Annotated in this window: 11 protein-coding genes, 2 pseudogenes and 1 riboswitch; of the genes and pseudogenes, 5 read left to right on the top strand and 8 right to left on the bottom strand. The window is 37.0% G+C overall.

The window, feature by feature from the left end; translation table 11 throughout:
* Positions 1-113: 113 nt before the first annotated feature.
* From JCM12304_RS16705 to megL, 4 genes are all read right to left on the bottom strand, one after another.
* On the bottom strand, positions 114-1,538 hold the full coding sequence (locus JCM12304_RS16705; RefSeq protein WP_156958512.1) for an alanine/glycine:cation symporter family protein: 1,425 nt from the start codon (positions 1,536-1,538) through the stop codon (positions 114-116).
* A gap of 163 nt (positions 1,539-1,701) precedes the next feature.
* Complete coding sequence (locus tag JCM12304_RS16700) at positions 1,702-2,223, bottom strand: acyl-CoA thioesterase (RefSeq protein WP_019376711.1); 522 nt, start codon at positions 2,221-2,223, stop codon at positions 1,702-1,704.
* Positions 2,224-2,345: 122 nt separating this feature from the next.
* Positions 2,346-3,788, bottom strand: coding sequence for a cardiolipin synthase (gene cls, locus JCM12304_RS16695; protein ID WP_019376712.1), 1,443 nt, complete (start codon positions 3,786-3,788; stop codon positions 2,346-2,348).
* A 226-nt stretch (positions 3,789-4,014) separates the two neighbouring features.
* Positions 4,015-5,202 carry a methionine gamma-lyase gene (gene megL / locus JCM12304_RS16690; RefSeq protein WP_060681705.1) on the bottom strand — a complete coding sequence of 396 codons (1,188 nt, stop codon included), beginning with the start codon at positions 5,200-5,202 and terminating at the stop codon, positions 4,015-4,017.
* A 184-nt stretch (positions 5,203-5,386) separates the two neighbouring features.
* Between megL and rarD the strand changes: the two genes are divergently transcribed.
* The 4 genes and pseudogenes from rarD (at position 5,387) to JCM12304_RS16670 (ending at position 10,030) form a co-directional block, all read left to right on the top strand.
* Complete coding sequence (gene rarD, locus JCM12304_RS16685) at positions 5,387-6,301, top strand: EamA family transporter RarD (RefSeq protein ID WP_060681704.1); 915 nt, start codon at positions 5,387-5,389, stop codon at positions 6,299-6,301.
* A 55-nt stretch (positions 6,302-6,356) separates the two neighbouring features.
* Positions 6,357-6,473, top strand: a riboswitch (SAM riboswitch).
* 182 nt (positions 6,474-6,655) lie between these two features.
* Positions 6,656-8,274, top strand: a pseudogene (locus tag JCM12304_RS20455) (O-acetylhomoserine aminocarboxypropyltransferase/cysteine synthase family protein).
* Between the two features lie 230 nt (positions 8,275-8,504).
* Positions 8,505-9,395, top strand: coding sequence for an SGNH/GDSL hydrolase family protein (locus JCM12304_RS16675; RefSeq protein WP_060681703.1), 891 nt, complete (start codon positions 8,505-8,507; stop codon positions 9,393-9,395).
* Positions 9,396-9,400: 5 nt separating this feature from the next.
* The gene (locus JCM12304_RS16670) at positions 9,401-10,030 is read left to right on the top strand and encodes a YpmS family protein (protein ID WP_019376717.1); all 630 of its coding nucleotides are present in this window, start codon (positions 9,401-9,403) and stop codon (positions 10,028-10,030) included.
* Between the two features lie 279 nt (positions 10,031-10,309).
* Here the strand turns inward: JCM12304_RS16670 and thpD are convergent, their stop codons facing one another.
* From thpD to JCM12304_RS16655, 4 genes are all read right to left on the bottom strand, one after another.
* Entirely contained in the window at positions 10,310-11,206 is an 897-nt protein-coding gene (gene thpD / locus JCM12304_RS16665; protein ID WP_019376718.1) for an ectoine hydroxylase, read from the bottom strand.
* 169 nt (positions 11,207-11,375) lie between these two features.
* Entirely contained in the window at positions 11,376-11,915 is a 540-nt protein-coding gene (locus JCM12304_RS20190) for a WYL domain-containing protein (protein WP_256200857.1), read from the bottom strand.
* 24 nt (positions 11,916-11,939) lie between these two features.
* Positions 11,940-12,368 (bottom strand): hypothetical protein, encoded by a 429-nt coding sequence (locus JCM12304_RS20185; RefSeq protein WP_256200855.1) that lies wholly within the window; start codon positions 12,366-12,368, stop codon positions 11,940-11,942.
* 56 nt (positions 12,369-12,424) lie between these two features.
* On the bottom strand, positions 12,425-13,051 hold the full coding sequence (locus JCM12304_RS16655) for a hypothetical protein (protein ID WP_019376720.1): 627 nt from the start codon (positions 13,049-13,051) through the stop codon (positions 12,425-12,427).
* A 211-nt stretch (positions 13,052-13,262) separates the two neighbouring features.
* Here JCM12304_RS16655 and JCM12304_RS16650 point away from each other — a divergent pair.
* Positions 13,263-14,884: pseudogene (locus tag JCM12304_RS16650) on the top strand (ABC-F family ATP-binding cassette domain-containing protein).
* Positions 14,885-15,006: the final 122 nt, after the last annotated feature.

The following is a 15,006-nucleotide window of genomic DNA, read 5'->3' as shown; positions in this document are numbered from 1 at the left end:
CAAATATCCGCCGTAGAAGGGGTTAATCGGCTGCAGAGCAAGAATATCCGTCGGTGTTTTTCTTTTTTGCCAATCATAATAGGACTGCCTGTTATTAGGCAGTCCTTCGTTTGTTAGGATTCTTTTTCTGTTGTTTGATCTCTTCCCCAAAATTCAATACCTTCTTGATTATCCAGACTATCTCGATAGAAAACAGGATCTTTACCCGCTTTCCGTTGTTCTCTGTAGTCTTGCAATACCTTATTGGCAACCTTAAATAGTTTTGCAATGGCATAGAGGTTAATTAATGCCATAATTGCCATGGTTAGATCTGCTAGACTCCAAACAATATCAAAGGAGGCAACCGCTCCGAAAACTACCATTGCAAGGACTGCCAAGCGATAAATAAACAAAGCAATTTTACTTTCCTTAATAAATCCTATGTTATTCTCTCCATAATAATAATTTCCAAGAATAGAACTATATGCAAAAAGGAAGATGGCTACAGCTATAAATATACCTGCCCAATCACCAATATGATAGGAGAAGGCATCCTGGGTGAGCTGTATCCCGTCTGATTTACTTCCTTCATACCCTCCTGCTGAAATAAGAATAAATCCAGTAGCACTACAAATTAATATCGTATCAAAAAATACACCAAGTGCTTGAATAAGTCCTTGCTTTGCCGGGTGGGATACTTCCGCAGTAGCTGCTGCGTTCGGTGCGCTACCCATACCTGCTTCATTTGAGAACAAGCCACGTTTAATTCCCATCATAATAGCTGCAGCAAAGCCACCACCAGCCACCTGCTGAATTCCAAATGCGTTTGCGAATATAAGAGAAAGCATATCAGGTATTTGCTCAATATTAACGATTAATACATACATAGCTACCCCTATATATAGAATGGCTACAATAGGAATAATATATTGGGTAACATTGGCTATACTTTTTAATCCACCAAAAATAACAACAGCAGTTAAGATAACTAATATAAATGCGATTATATTTTTATTAATATCAAATTCCCCTGCAAAGGCTAAGCTTATTGTGTTGGATTGAACTGAATTAAACACCAGGCCATATGTAAAAGTTATTGTAACAGCAAAAATAATTGCCAGCCACCGCTTATTTAACCCCTTTTCCATATAGTAAGCGGGTCCACCTCTATATTGATTTTTCTCTGGTACTTTATATACCTGTGCTAAGGTACTTTCCACAAATCCAGAAGCTGAACCAAGTAATGCGATCAACCACATCCAGAATAATGCTCCAGGTCCCCCTGCTGCTACCGCTGTCGCTACCCCTGCCAAATTTCCTGTTCCCACTCGGGAAGCTGCACTTATAGCAAAGGCCTGGAATGCGGAGGTCCCTTTCTTTCCAGACGCACTTATTGTCCGCTTATCAACTAAAACACGGAACATTTCCGGTAAATATCTAAACTGTACGAAGCCGGTTTTTATCGTGAAAAATAAACCGAGACCAAGTAATACTGCGATTAAAACATATGTCCACAATACATCATTAACTTCACCAATCATTTTTTCCAACAGTTCCACTTTCTCTTCTCCTCCTTTATCACCTAGCATTAATATTTGTTATCATAGAGAAACGTAAAAGTCCGAATAATAATTATGTATACCCTTTCTCTCTTTTTTTATAACATTCGGGTATTCTTCTATAACTTGTTATTTAAAAGAAAAAAAGCCTATAGTTAGGCTTTTAAACTCCTTTATTCCAAGGAAAACTGGTGCCAAACGTTGCTGCTAGTTCCTTTGATTGCTTTCGACGTTCTTTGCGTTGCTCCGCACGTGTAGGAGCGAGTGTATGGAGCGTCTTTTCTTGCTCTGTTTCCGGATAAACCTCTGGGACAGATACAGGCCTTCCGTTATCATCTACAGCAACAAACGTCATAAATGCAGTAGTGCATACTTTTCTGTCTCCGGTTAGTAAATCCTCTGTAACGACTTTAACAAACACTTCCATCGATGTCTGATGTGTCCATGTAACAAATGCTTCTACACAGATTGAATGCCCGGCCTTGACTGGCGCAAGGAAATCAACCGAATCTGTTGATGCGGTTACTACTGGCTTTCTTGCATGTCTTTCGGCAGCAATTGCTGCCACATCATCGATATGTGCCATCAATTTCCCACCAAATAAAGTCCCATGATAATTTGTATCTGGTGGTAACACATGAGAGGTTTTTACTGCAAGTGAATTAGAACAAGGTTTTGCTGTCATATTTTCTTCTCCTCCTGTTAAATTCTATGTTGGTCTATTTTATTCCCGTTATACACATTGTCAATTCTTACTATTCTACACTGTAAAATCAAGCCTATCAACAATCCCTTCCAAAAACCACCTTATAAAACAGGTGATATCAAGCGAGAAACGGATTCTTTAAATCGAATGCCGAGGGACCGCTTTTGATATAATTTCTTTGTCATTTGTGTAGAAAGAAGAATATCGGCATTATACGCATCCTCTAATTTGGCAGCAACCTCTTTATCATAAAGAAATGCATTTACCTCAAAATTAAGACGGAAACTTCGTACATCAATATTTGCCGTTCCAACAGATGCTATCTCGCCATCGACCACAATTGTCTTGGCATGTAAAAATCCGTCCTGATAAATATAAATCTCTGCACCTGCATTCAATAAATCTCCAATATACGATAGTGTCGCCCAGTACACAAAAGGATGATCCGGCTTGTTGGGAATCATTATCTTGACCTTCACTCCTGAAAGTGTTGCAATACGCAATGCATCTCGAAGGCTCTCATCAGGAATAAAATATGGTGTTTGTATATAAATGTAATCCTTTGCCGACATAATCATTTTAATATAGCCATTTTTAATCTGCTCCCAATCCGAATCCGGGCCACTGGAAACAACTTGGATCCCTACATCACCTGCGGGTTCTGCGGCGTAATAACGCTCTTCATATAATATATGATTCCTTGAAGCTTGATTCCAGTCAAGAATAAAGCGTGTTTGCATGTTATTAACAGAATCTCCATAAATGCGTAAGTGTGTATCCCGCCAGTAACCGAATTTCTTATCCTTCCCTAAATATTCATCTCCTATATTGAAACCCCCAATATAGCCCACTTTCCCATCAATAATAGCTAGCTTTCGATGGTTTCGGTAATTAATCTTAAAATTAATCTTTGGTATTTTAGGCGGAAAAAATGCTTCAACCTGAACTCCTGCAGCTCTCAACCGTTTGATGTAAGACCTTTTTAAGCTTCTTGAACCCATATCATCATAAAGAACCCGGACATCTACACCTTCATTGGCTTTTTTTACTAGGATGTCTGCAATTCGTTGTCCTAATTCATCACTACGTATAATGTAGTACAATAGATGAATATGGTCTGTCGCTTTTTCAAGATCTTTAGCTAAGGCATCGAACTTTTCTTTTCCATCTGTAAATATCTTAACTTTGTTATCCTGTGTAAAAATAGCGTCATCATTCCGCAAATGTAAGTACACAAGGTCTTCATGCTCAGCAATCTGTTTATCTTTAAAGTCAAAACGCTGTTCCTCTAATGCCCTCAGCTGCGATTGTACTGCAGCCTTCACCCCTAAACGGCTTTTTGTATCCCACGTAAAAATACGTCTTTTGCTAATGGGTTTTCCAAATATCAAGTAAAGGAAAAAGCCTGCAATAGGAATGAACAGCAACACCATTAACCAGGCCCATGTTGAACTAGCATCTTTTCGTTCAAGAAATATAATAGAAATACCTAGTGCAATATTAAAGAAAATAACAAACCCTAATAAGTAGGAAAGTATCCCCAATATAAGATCCCCCTTATGGCCCTGGTTTCTCTAGCCATGAAATTTATATCATCATTATATTATCCATAATATAGCACACAATATCAAATCATGTTAAAAATTACTGTTGTAACGAGACATGAGTGAATATAAATCCATTAAAAAAGCCGAACTAATTCGAAGGCCTGTATAAAGGTTCGAATTATGTTCGACTATTGTTTTGTATAGTATGTTTATGTCACTTTACTTACTTCAATTGGTTTAAGGCTTGCTCCAAATCGCTCCATATATCTTCCCAAGCTTCCAAACCAACGGATAATCGGATAAGCTGGTCTGTAATTCCCATTTTCTCTCTGGATTCTTCAGGTACTACGGAGTGGGTCATCGTTGCTGGGTGTTGAATCAACGTCTCTGCATCACCAAGACTGACAGCTATTTTAATAAAGTTAAGCTTATTCAGCAGTTCCTGGGCATCTGCTTTCGTCCCATCCACAGCAAAGGAGATCATTCCACCACCACGTTTCATTTGCTTTTCGCAAATAGAAAAATCAGGATTTTTCTTACTTCCCGGGTAATATACAGTTGAAATTTTCGGGTGGCTTTCCAGTTTCTCAACTATTTTCTCTGCATTGTCACAGTGACGATCCATTCTCACTGGTAATGTTTTTAATCCTCTTAACAAGAGCCATGCATCAAACGGTGATATTATCCCGCCAATATCCTTTTGCGTTGTCATAGCAACAGAGTCAAAAAAGTCTTTTTTTCCAACAGCTAGTCCTGCTACTACATCCCCGTGTCCTCCAATATACTTTGTAGCACTGTGAACAACCACATCACAGCCTAAATCCAATGGACGCTGTAAATATGGTGAAGAAAATGTATTATCAACAATAACAGGAATTCCATATTCTTTGGCAACTTCAGCCACAAGCTGAAGGTCAATCAATTTCATTGTTGGATTTATTGGCGTTTCTACGTATATACAAGCTGTTTCCTCTTTAATCAGTGAACGAATTTCTTCTTTTGTTTCCATGGAAGAAAAATCATAGGATATATTGAATTTCTCATGGAGCATTTGAAGCAAACCAAACGTGCAGCCATATAAACCTGACGAACACAATATATGATCATTTGCCTTTGTTAATGCGAATAAAATGGCTGATACAGCAGCCATTCCTGACCCAAATGCCAGGCCTCTTTCTCCATTTTCCAATGTGGCAATTCTTTCTTCCAAGGCTCTCACTGTTGGGTTTCCTAATCTTGAGTAAATAAACCCTTCCTCTTCTCCTGCGAAACGTTTTTCTCCCTGCTCAGCAGTTTCAAACGTAAATGTAGATGTTTGAAACAATGGGGTAGTCAGGCTTCCTAGCATATCCTTGGCGTCGTATCCATCATGAATCACTGCTGTTTCAAATCTATTATTCTTTTTTTTCATTACTTCTCCCCCTTATGTAATAGATGTACATACTCCTATACTATGCCATTAACCTAATTTATGAAAGCGTTTAAATTAGAAAATTTCTAAACTTCTATTGATTTATTGATGTTTTATTTCTAGAATAAGTTTAATTTGATGGAATTACACAAAATCATTTAATCTCACATAAAAGAGGGTTTGTATGAATACGAATCAAGTAAGAAACAGTATTATTTATGCTATAGGTGCTTATATCATTTGGGGATTTTTGCCGATATATTGGAAACAGGTAGAATCGGTCCCAGCAGGCGAAATTCTGGCACACCGAATTATCTGGTCTTTTGTTTTTATGCTAATTATTTTACTTATTACCGGAAAGTGGCCTGCATTTATAAAAGAATATAAATCATTTACCAAAAGCAAGAAGAAAGTCATATTTATTTCTTTAGCAGCCATTGTTATTAGCTTAAATTGGCTAACATATATATGGGCGGTTAACAGCAACCATGTCATCCAGGCAAGCTTAGGATATTATATTAATCCTCTTGTCAGCATTCTTTTGGGAATAATTTTTTTAAAGGAAAATATGACACGGAGACAAATCTTTTCTTTTATTCTTGCATCTTTGGGAGTGATCTATCTTACTATCAGCTACGGGGTATTTCCATGGGTCTCACTCGCATTAGCATTTAGTTTTGGTGTGTATGGTTTATTAAAAAAAGTGGTTGATGTGGGGGCAATGACCGGCCTGACAATTGAAACATTTGTTGTTACTCCTTTTGCCTTACTCTATTTATTTTTATTGCCTGAAACTACTTTTAAATGGGTGGAGGTAGGAACAGCAACAAACCTGCTTCTAATGGGCGCTGGTATAATGACTGCAATTCCTTTGCTCCTATTTGCTGCTGGTGCCAAGCATATTCCATTGGGGATGATCGGCTTTTTACAATACTTTGCCCCTACTATTATGCTATTACTTGGTGTATTTCTTTATGAAGAGACGTTCACGTCAGCTCACCTTATTGCTTTCTCATTAATATGGATAGCACTTATCAATTATATGGGAGCAGCATATCGGCCTAATAAAACCAGAAAAAATAGAAAATTATTAAATTAATGGTTGACAGAAGAAAAGAAAGGACCTATACTATTCATAATTTAGAAAATTTAATCTCTTATCCAGAGTGGCGGAGGGAATAGGCCCTGTGAAGCCCGGCAACCTGAAAGCAATAATTCTTGCTTTGAAGGTGCTACATCCTACAGATCAAAACAGATCTGGAAGATAAGAGGAGGACCGGTTAAATTAAACGCCCTCTTCTTAGGAAGAGGGCTTTTTGATTATCTCCTCTTCCTCCAGATAACAAATTAAACCTAGGAGGAATTTATTATGGCTCAATTTCATTTTCAAAATCCGGAAACAGTATTACTACACGGAGGGCAATCAGCTGACCCGACCACAGGTTCACGCGCTGTGCCTATCTATCAAACTACTTCCTATGTATTTCGTGACACAGAGCATGCACAGAATTTATTTGGTTTAGCTGAACCAGGCAATATATATTCTCGTATTGGGAATCCAACTGTCGATACATTTGAACAGCGGGTTGCAGAACTAGAAGATGGTGTCGCAGCGGTGGCCACTTCTTCCGGTATGGCAGCCATAACTTTCGCTATATTAAATATTGCCAGTGCTGGTGATGAAATTATTGCTGATAGTAATTTATATGGAGGAACATATAATTTATTTGCTAACACACTGCCACGCTACGGTATTCAAGTGAATTTTGTTGACGGTACAGACCATAAAGCAATTGAAGCAGCGATAACAGATAAGACAAAAGCAATTTATGGAGAAATCATCACAAACCCTAGTTTAAATGTATTTGATGTAGAAAATATAGCAAATATTGCCCATAAGCATGAGATTCCTCTAATTATTGATAATACATTCGCTCCATATATTACGAAGCCACTTAGCTGGGGAGCAGATATTGTGGTTCACTCTGCTACAAAATGGATCGGTGGACATGGAACAGCTATTGGGGGAGTTGTTGTAGATGGCGGCAAGTTCAATTGGGATAATGGAAAATTCCCTGGTTTCACAGAACCAGACGAAAGCTATAATGGCTTACGATTTATAGATGTAGGGGCACCTGCTTTTGCGGTTAAGCTACGCGTACAGCTATTACGTGATATCGGAGCTTGTCTCAGCCCACAAAATGCATTTCTTTTACTCCAAGGATTGGAAACATTGCACTTACGTATTGAAAGACATAATCAAAATGCAATAGAAGTAGCTAATTATTTGGAAAATCACCAAGCTGTAGAATGGGTAAACTATCCTGGCTTAGCGACCACCCTTCTCACCAACTTGCCAAAAAATACTTTAGAAATGGGTATGGGTCTGTTATTACCTTTGGCATTAAAGGAGGACGTGAGGCTGGCAGGAAGCTAATTGATTCGATTGAATTATGGTCCCATGTAGCAAACGTAGGTGATGCTAAATCATTAATTATTCATCCTGCTTCAACCACACATCAACAATTGGGAGAAGAAGATTTAGTGAAGAGTGGTGTCTCTGAAGAATTAATCCGCCTATCAATAGGGCTTGAATCATCGAATGATATTCTTTTTACACTTGATCAAGCCATTGCAAAAGCTACAAATGAGCCCGCAACTATTACATTTAAAGAAGATGATGCTGTGAAGTGGCTTGTTTCCTCTCCTTTTGACCGAAGTAATGGAGGAATACGTAAAAAAGTTATTACAGTGGCAGGTGCAGAAAAACAAGAAACGAAGGAAAAAGTGGCTAAACTGCAATCACTTGGATTTGAAGTCAGCTCGTTATCCACGAATGAGGGAAAAATAGACGCAGTTTGGATCCCAGGCAAAGAGAACACTAAAACTAGTATAGAAGAGTTAATAAATAAACAAGTAGCTATTCTTTTTGTAGAGCAACCTTCTCTACATGAAAACCTAGTTGAGAATGCTGCAGCTGCCGGGATTACCGTAATTGCGGAAACAGACCCTTATAATGAAGCTATCCGTACTAGGAGTGGAGGGTCCTTGAATATTCCGGTAGAAGTTTAAGCTAACACGCGCTGCTAATAAACTTATAGATTAGATGTTTATAAATCAGCAAATGGGGAAAAATTGTATTAACCCTTCCCTGTTAAAGATCGCCTTTTATATGAAGGCGATTTTTTCTTTTATAATGTATAATAATATACATACATATACAGTTATAAAGTAACGAATGGATATAATACAAGCTATTTCAGTCATATAAATATAGTACAACAACATTAGGTGTGGTAGGAATGAATAAGAAAATTATTGGTTTAATAACAGGCGTGGTCATGCTAATAGGAATTGCAGTTATTATAATAAACATGAATCAACCTGAGCCCGATTTTAAAAATGTACGGATTACCGATGAAGATGAGGAAACAATTACTCAGCAACCTGCAAATGACGAAGAAGAAAATATGCAGGAGGAAGAATCCGAAAATCCAGCTCCATTAAAAGAAATAGTAGTAAAGGCTGTTAAACAAACCGTTGACTTCTTCTCTACGAAAGAAACCCAAATCTTAGCAATTGGAGATTCTTTAACACAGGGTGTCGGAGATAGCACAGAGCAAGGTGGTTATGTTGGTATATTAGACCGTTCCATCAACCAGCAAGAAGAATTAGTTGATTTCGCTAATCTCGGTATTCGAGGCAACCGATCTGATCAGCTGTTGAAGCGCCTGGAGAAACCCGAAGTGGTAGACGCAATTAATGAAGCAGACATCATTTTAATTACTATTGGTGCAAATGATATTATGAAAGTTGTAAAAGAAAACTTTACTCATCTAAAAATGGAGGACTTCACTGAAGAAAAGCAAAACTATGAACAGCGTTTAGAAAAAATCTTTAATAAGATGCAATCAATAAACCCTGATTCACATATATACTTATTAGGTTTTTATAACCCTTTCAAACAATATTTTGAAGATATTAAAGAACTTAGTTTAATCATTGAAGAGTGGAACGAATCTGGACGAAAAATCGCTGGAGATCATGAGAATATTACTTATATACCTACAGCTGATTTATTTGATGAGGATGATACTAATTTATTCTCAGAGGATAATTTCCATCCGAATGAACTTGGCTATAAACGAATTGCCCGACGAGTATTAAATTATTTAACCCATGAAGAAGGATGACTGCTATGACCACGAGAACAAATCAATCAAAAAGAAAAAGCAAGTGGAAAAAACTGTTTTTCACTCTGCTAATCGTAAATATACTTTTAGTTCTTGTTTTTGTATCATTAATTTTTTGGCCAGTTTCTAAAAAAGAATATGCCGTTAAAGAAGAAACACCTGCGGAGGACAGCTCCGTATTCGTTGTCCGAACAACCAAGAATAATTTAAATGAACTTGTAAACGCGTATATTGGAGAATTAAATGACAGTAAACATCAATATAAAATTGAATTGGAAGAAGACGTTCATTTAATTGGCGAATTACCGGTATTTTCTTCAACTGTTCCTTTATCCGTGCATTTGGAACCGCTCGTGCAGGAGAACGGAGACATAATTCTTAAATTAAAATCGATTTCTGTTGGCCTGCTTCAGTTACCAAACAAAAAAATAATGGAGTATATGGGTAAATACTTACCAATGCCTGAATGGGTAACCGTCAATCCAAAGGAAGAAGAAATATATGTAGCAGTAACTGATATGAAAATTAAAAGTAACTTCGAGGTCGCAGTAGAACAGATAGATTTGGATGCAAATAACCTTGCATTTAAAATCAAGGTGCCATATAAGACGCTGGGGATCGAGCAAGTGGATTAAGTAGGTCTATATCTGGTGATAGCTCATACTATTTCGAAGATTAATGTATTATAACCAAACTGTACCAGTTGCTGAATGTCTAAGGTGGATAGTTTCACTCTGCTGCTGATTGTTCCACTCTAGTTCGCAGTTTCCTCCAGCTAAGAATGAATATTATAAGTATTACTTAAACATTTGAAATAGAATCAAAAAAGCGGTTCCCAGGTTATATCCCGGGGAACCGCCGTTTATATCTGGATTACGTCAACACGGGAAAGTTATCCATCAAAACATGTACCTCTATCCGCTATACATTGCTTGCTTCTCGCGGACAGCAATATATTCCGGTCGTGCATTGCCACCGGAAAATGGCTCCACCAATCTATTTTCTACACTATTATATACCATAAACAGATTATTACGCGGATATGGTGTCATATTACTTGTAGAGCCATGCATCGTATTTGACTCAAACAATGTAATGGAACCCGCTTTTCCTGTAGGTACGGAAATTCCTCCACCTTTTTCTGCAAGCCAACGAAGGCTTTCTTCATCAGGAACACCAACTTTTTGCTTCTTCAATGAATCTTTGTAATTGTCCTCTGGCGTTTCGCCTACACAACTAACATAGTAGTTCTGGGACCCTGGTATAAGCATTAAAGGCCCGTTAAAAGTATAGTTATCTGATAATGCAATCGATACACTTACTGCACGCATACGAGGCATCCCGTCCTCAACATGCCATGTCTCAAAATCAGAATGCCAGTCAAATTCCTTTCCCTTAAAACCTGGTTTATAATTAATTCGGGATTGATGTATATACACATCACTTCCCAAAAGATGATTTACTATATCCAAGATTCGCTGATCATTGGCCACTTTTTTAAAATAAGCATCATCTTTGTGTACGTGAAAAATAGAGCGAATGTCATCACTCTCCGGCTCACGGATAACCTTTTTGGAATCTACGTCCATTTTTGAGTCCTGCAATTCAAAAATGGCTTTCTGCATATCAGAAACTTCCTCTTCAGAGAAGAAATTCTTTATTTGCAAAAACCCATTTTTTTCATAGGAATCAAGCTGTTCTGTTGAAATAGGAGCTTGATTATCTTTGGATCGATCTGTATGAATTACCGGATCCTTCCTTTCCAAAATCTCCGGTTGGCTATTTTTTCTTGAAGGATATAGATCTTCCATTCAACACACTCCTTGTAGTATTTTCTTTCGTGTTGACGTATCTCAGAACTCAGGAAACTTTCCTACAGACAAAGCTTCCCTCTCATCACCACTATTAAACAATAAAATATCGATAGTTTCAAATTTTTATATAATTAGGGAATTTATCATCTGCTAACTTAAATTTCATTTAATCATTGTCTGTCATATATAGTGCTGCCATCTGTTGAATACGTTCCCTCATTTCCTGCACTACATATTCGGGCTCTATTACCTTAGCCTTATGACCCCAGGTAAGAATCCAGTTTATTAGACCGTCCGATAACTTTGCCTTCGTTGTTAATAAAAAGTGTTTATCATCCAATTGTTTTATGTTTGCGTCATGTCCAAATCTGTCCAGCACAACATTTACTAAATGAAGATGAAACCTTATTTTAATGCGTATTTCTTCTCCTGCGAACATATGAAAGCTTTGGTTTACATATTCATTTAAATCAAAATCCTTTTTGATAAACCTCTCATTTGTTAAGTGAATATTACGCATCCGGTCCAGGCGATAATGGCGCACTTCATCTGTTTTTATAAATCGTCCAATTAGATAATAGTAATCGTTCTGCCAAATAAGAGCATATGGCTCCACGTAATATAAATCTCCATTACGATTATATTCAAATTTCTTATCTACATTAAACTTTCCATATTGATATGTAAGTATCTTTTTTTCTGCTATTGCTCGGTGTACAAAGTCAATATTCTATTTCACCAATTCATAATCAATATTGGCAGATTGACTAAATAAGACTGGTTCTGGCAAAGTTCTGGCAATTTGTTTACTTGTTAACTGCTTTAACTTTTCAATTAACAGCTTCTTCTCTTTTGTTGTTATAAATTTAGCGGAGAGAATAGCATCAACCATAAGCCTTAGCTGATATGTTTCAAACAATCTGGTTTGATGGCTGTAATAGTTTTTACCGAATTTACCCTTATTCGTTACAACTTCAAAATCCATATCATCGAGCGTTTCCAGATCCTTTTTTATCGTACGGTGATCCAGTTGTCTCTCAGGCATTAACTCTCTGAGCTTATCAACTAATTCGCTAATCCCCATTTCGTTCTGATCATCTGTTTGCTGAAATAATATTTCTCTTATTTTCAATAGACGATAGTTACTGCTACGTTCCATATTCCTTTACCTCCCTTAAAACCGAGAAAAGAACCATACAATGAAATTATGGTCCTTTATCTTATGACAAACTTTTTAACTTTTTTAGATATGTTAATAATAAATGATTGCTTCGTTGAAGGTAAACTACCTGGTATTAATTTCCTTTCAGTTTTAAAAGCATGTGTGTAATTTTCCAACTTGCCTTGGTATATTAACTTCAGACCATCCAACTTACGAATGTCTCCTGGAGTTACAAAGCATGTCGGTTTATCAAAAACAAATTTTTCTGCATCCCCGCATACTGTTGCCACAAATTGAGAACAAAACAGAGCATATTTGCGATCAATTTCAACTTGAAACAGTACTGCCAATAATCCTATAAAATTATATTTATAATCTGCCTTTTTTGCTTCGATTTCTTTTATACGCAACATAACCGTTTCATATTCTTGTTCTGATACCGTATAGCTATAGATAGCGCAGTAGGATTTTTTCAGGAATTCAGATCGAATGTCTTCTTGAACAAAACCACCAATAAAGGGATTCCTCGGTTGCTTTCGACCAAAGCTGTAAACTTCTTTCAATTCTGAATCAAAACAAATGGAGACATGATTCAGTGATTGCTTTGTATAATAGTTAATTGCTTTCGCTAAATATGTTCCCGTATCTGTAAAGAGAAAATAAATCGTTCGTTCACTCACCTAAAGTCCCTCCCCCCTGCACCGCCTCTAGGTTGTATAACTGTACAATCCTTTTTATCTACTATTACAAAAATTAACAAATATACAAGTTAATTTTTTGTATATTTCATCATTATTTACAAATTTAAAGCCTGTTAACATTGACTAAACTGCATAAATACCGTAAGCTTACGTTGATTACTATTTATTTTTATTGGAGGATTCTACAAGAATGATTAATGTAACTAACGTTAGTTTACGATATGGTGATAAAAAGTTATTTGAAGATGTAAATTTAAAGTTTACACCTGGTAACTGCTATGGGCTAATAGGTGCAAATGGAGCCGGAAAATCTACATTTCTAAAGATTCTCTCTGGTGAAATTGAGCCACAATCAGGTGCTGTTTCTTTGTCTCCAGGTGAAAGATTAGCAATACTAAAGCAGAATCACTTTGAATATGAAGAACATCAAGTACTCGATACTGTCTTAATGGGACATGAAAAGCTTTATTCCGTTAAACAAGAGAAGGATGCCATTTATATGAAAGGCGATTTTTCTGAAGAAGATGGTATGCGTGCTGCTGAATTAGAAGGTGAATTTGCTGAAATGAATGGTTGGGAAGCTGAATCAGATGCAGCTGTGCTCCTTAAAGGGCTTGGTGTTGATGAATCCCTTCACATGACGCAAATGGCTGATTTGTCTGCAGATCAAAAGGTGAAAGTACTTTTGGCACAGGCTTTATTCGGTAATCCGGATATCCTTTTACTTGATGAGCCTACTAACGGACTTGATATTCAAGCAATCCAATGGCTGGAAGAATTTCTAATTAACTTTGAGAACACTGTCATTGTTGTATCTCATGACAGACACTTTTTAAATAAAGTATGCACACATATTGCAGATGTTGACTACGGAAAAATCCAAATCTACATCGGTAACTATGATTTCTGGTACGAATCAAGCCAGTTAGCTGCAAAAATGGCGCAGGAAGCCAATAAAAAGAAAGAAGAAAAAATAAAAGAGCTGCAATCCTTTGTTGCACGATTTAGTGCTAATGCCTCTAAATCGAAGCAAGCAACTTCGCGTAAAAAATTACTTGACAATATCACCCTTGATGACATTAAACCTTCATCCAGAAAATATCCATATATTTCCTTTACCCCCGAACGTGAAATAGGTAATGATTTACTACGTGTCGAAGGTCTTACCAAAACAATTGGCGGGAATAAAGTACTGGATAACGTAAGTTTTACAATGAACAAAGATGACAAGATAGCGCTTGTTGGAAAAGATGATATTGCCAAACTACGTTATTCCGAATTTTAATGGGTGAAATTGAGCCAGATGCAGGAAGCTATAAATGGGGAGTAACCACATCACAATCTTATTTCCCTAAAGATAATGCTGCTTATTTCGAAAATAATGATTTGCCATTGGTCGATTGGTTACGTCAATACTCACCGGAAGACGAAACGGAAACATTCCTTCGTGGTTTCCTTGGCAGAATGTTATTCTCTGGTGAACAAGCCTTGAAAAAAGCAAACGTATTATCAGGTGGAGAAAAAGTCCGCTGTATGCTATCTAAAATGATGTTGAGTAATGCCAATGTCTTGTTACTTGATGAACCAACAAACCATTTAGATCTGGAATCTATCACTGCATTGAATAATGGGCTTATTAAATTTAAGGGCTCTATCTTATTCACGTCTCATGACCATCAATTTGTTCAGAGTATCGCTAATCGTCTGATTGAGATTACTCCAAACGGAATTATTGATAAAGAAATGAGCTACGATGAATACGTACAGGATAAACAACTACAGAAAAAAATAGCTGAAATGTACGCTAGTTAATTTAAAAAAAGCGCTCCTCTTAATGAGGAGCGTTTTTTTGTTGGAGCTATGGAAATGTTGGGCAGATCACATTAATTCCTTCAAGTTCATTTCTGCGGAGTAGGAGGAAACTGCGACGTAGT

The organism is Virgibacillus halodenitrificans JCM 12304 (assembly GCF_001310895.1).
GTDB classification, from domain to species: Bacteria; Bacillota; Bacilli; order Bacillales; family Amphibacillaceae; genus Virgibacillus_Q; species Virgibacillus_Q halodenitrificans.
The sequence above is the reverse complement of the archived record's forward strand: the minus strand, read 5'-3'. Positions and strand labels throughout refer to the sequence as shown.

Coding starts and splice junctions, on each gene's coding strand:
- JCM12304_RS20185 (WP_256200855.1), bottom strand. CDS start 12,368: ATGGAACGTAGCAGTAACTATCGTCTATTGAAAATAAGAGAAATATTA.
- rarD (WP_060681704.1), top strand. CDS start 5,387: ATGAATACGAATCAAGTAAGAAACAGTATTATTTATGCTATAGGTGCT.
- JCM12304_RS16700 (WP_019376711.1), bottom strand. CDS start 2,223: ATGACAGCAAAACCTTGTTCTAATTCACTTGCAGTAAAAACCTCTCAT.
- JCM12304_RS16670 (WP_019376717.1), top strand. CDS start 9,401: ATGACCACGAGAACAAATCAATCAAAAAGAAAAAGCAAGTGGAAAAAA.
- megL (WP_060681705.1), bottom strand. CDS start 5,202: ATGAAAAAAAAGAATAATAGATTTGAAACAGCAGTGATTCATGATGGA.
- JCM12304_RS16675 (WP_060681703.1), top strand. CDS start 8,505: ATGAATAAGAAAATTATTGGTTTAATAACAGGCGTGGTCATGCTAATA.
- thpD (WP_019376718.1), bottom strand. CDS start 11,206: ATGGAAGATCTATATCCTTCAAGAAAAAATAGCCAACCGGAGATTTTG.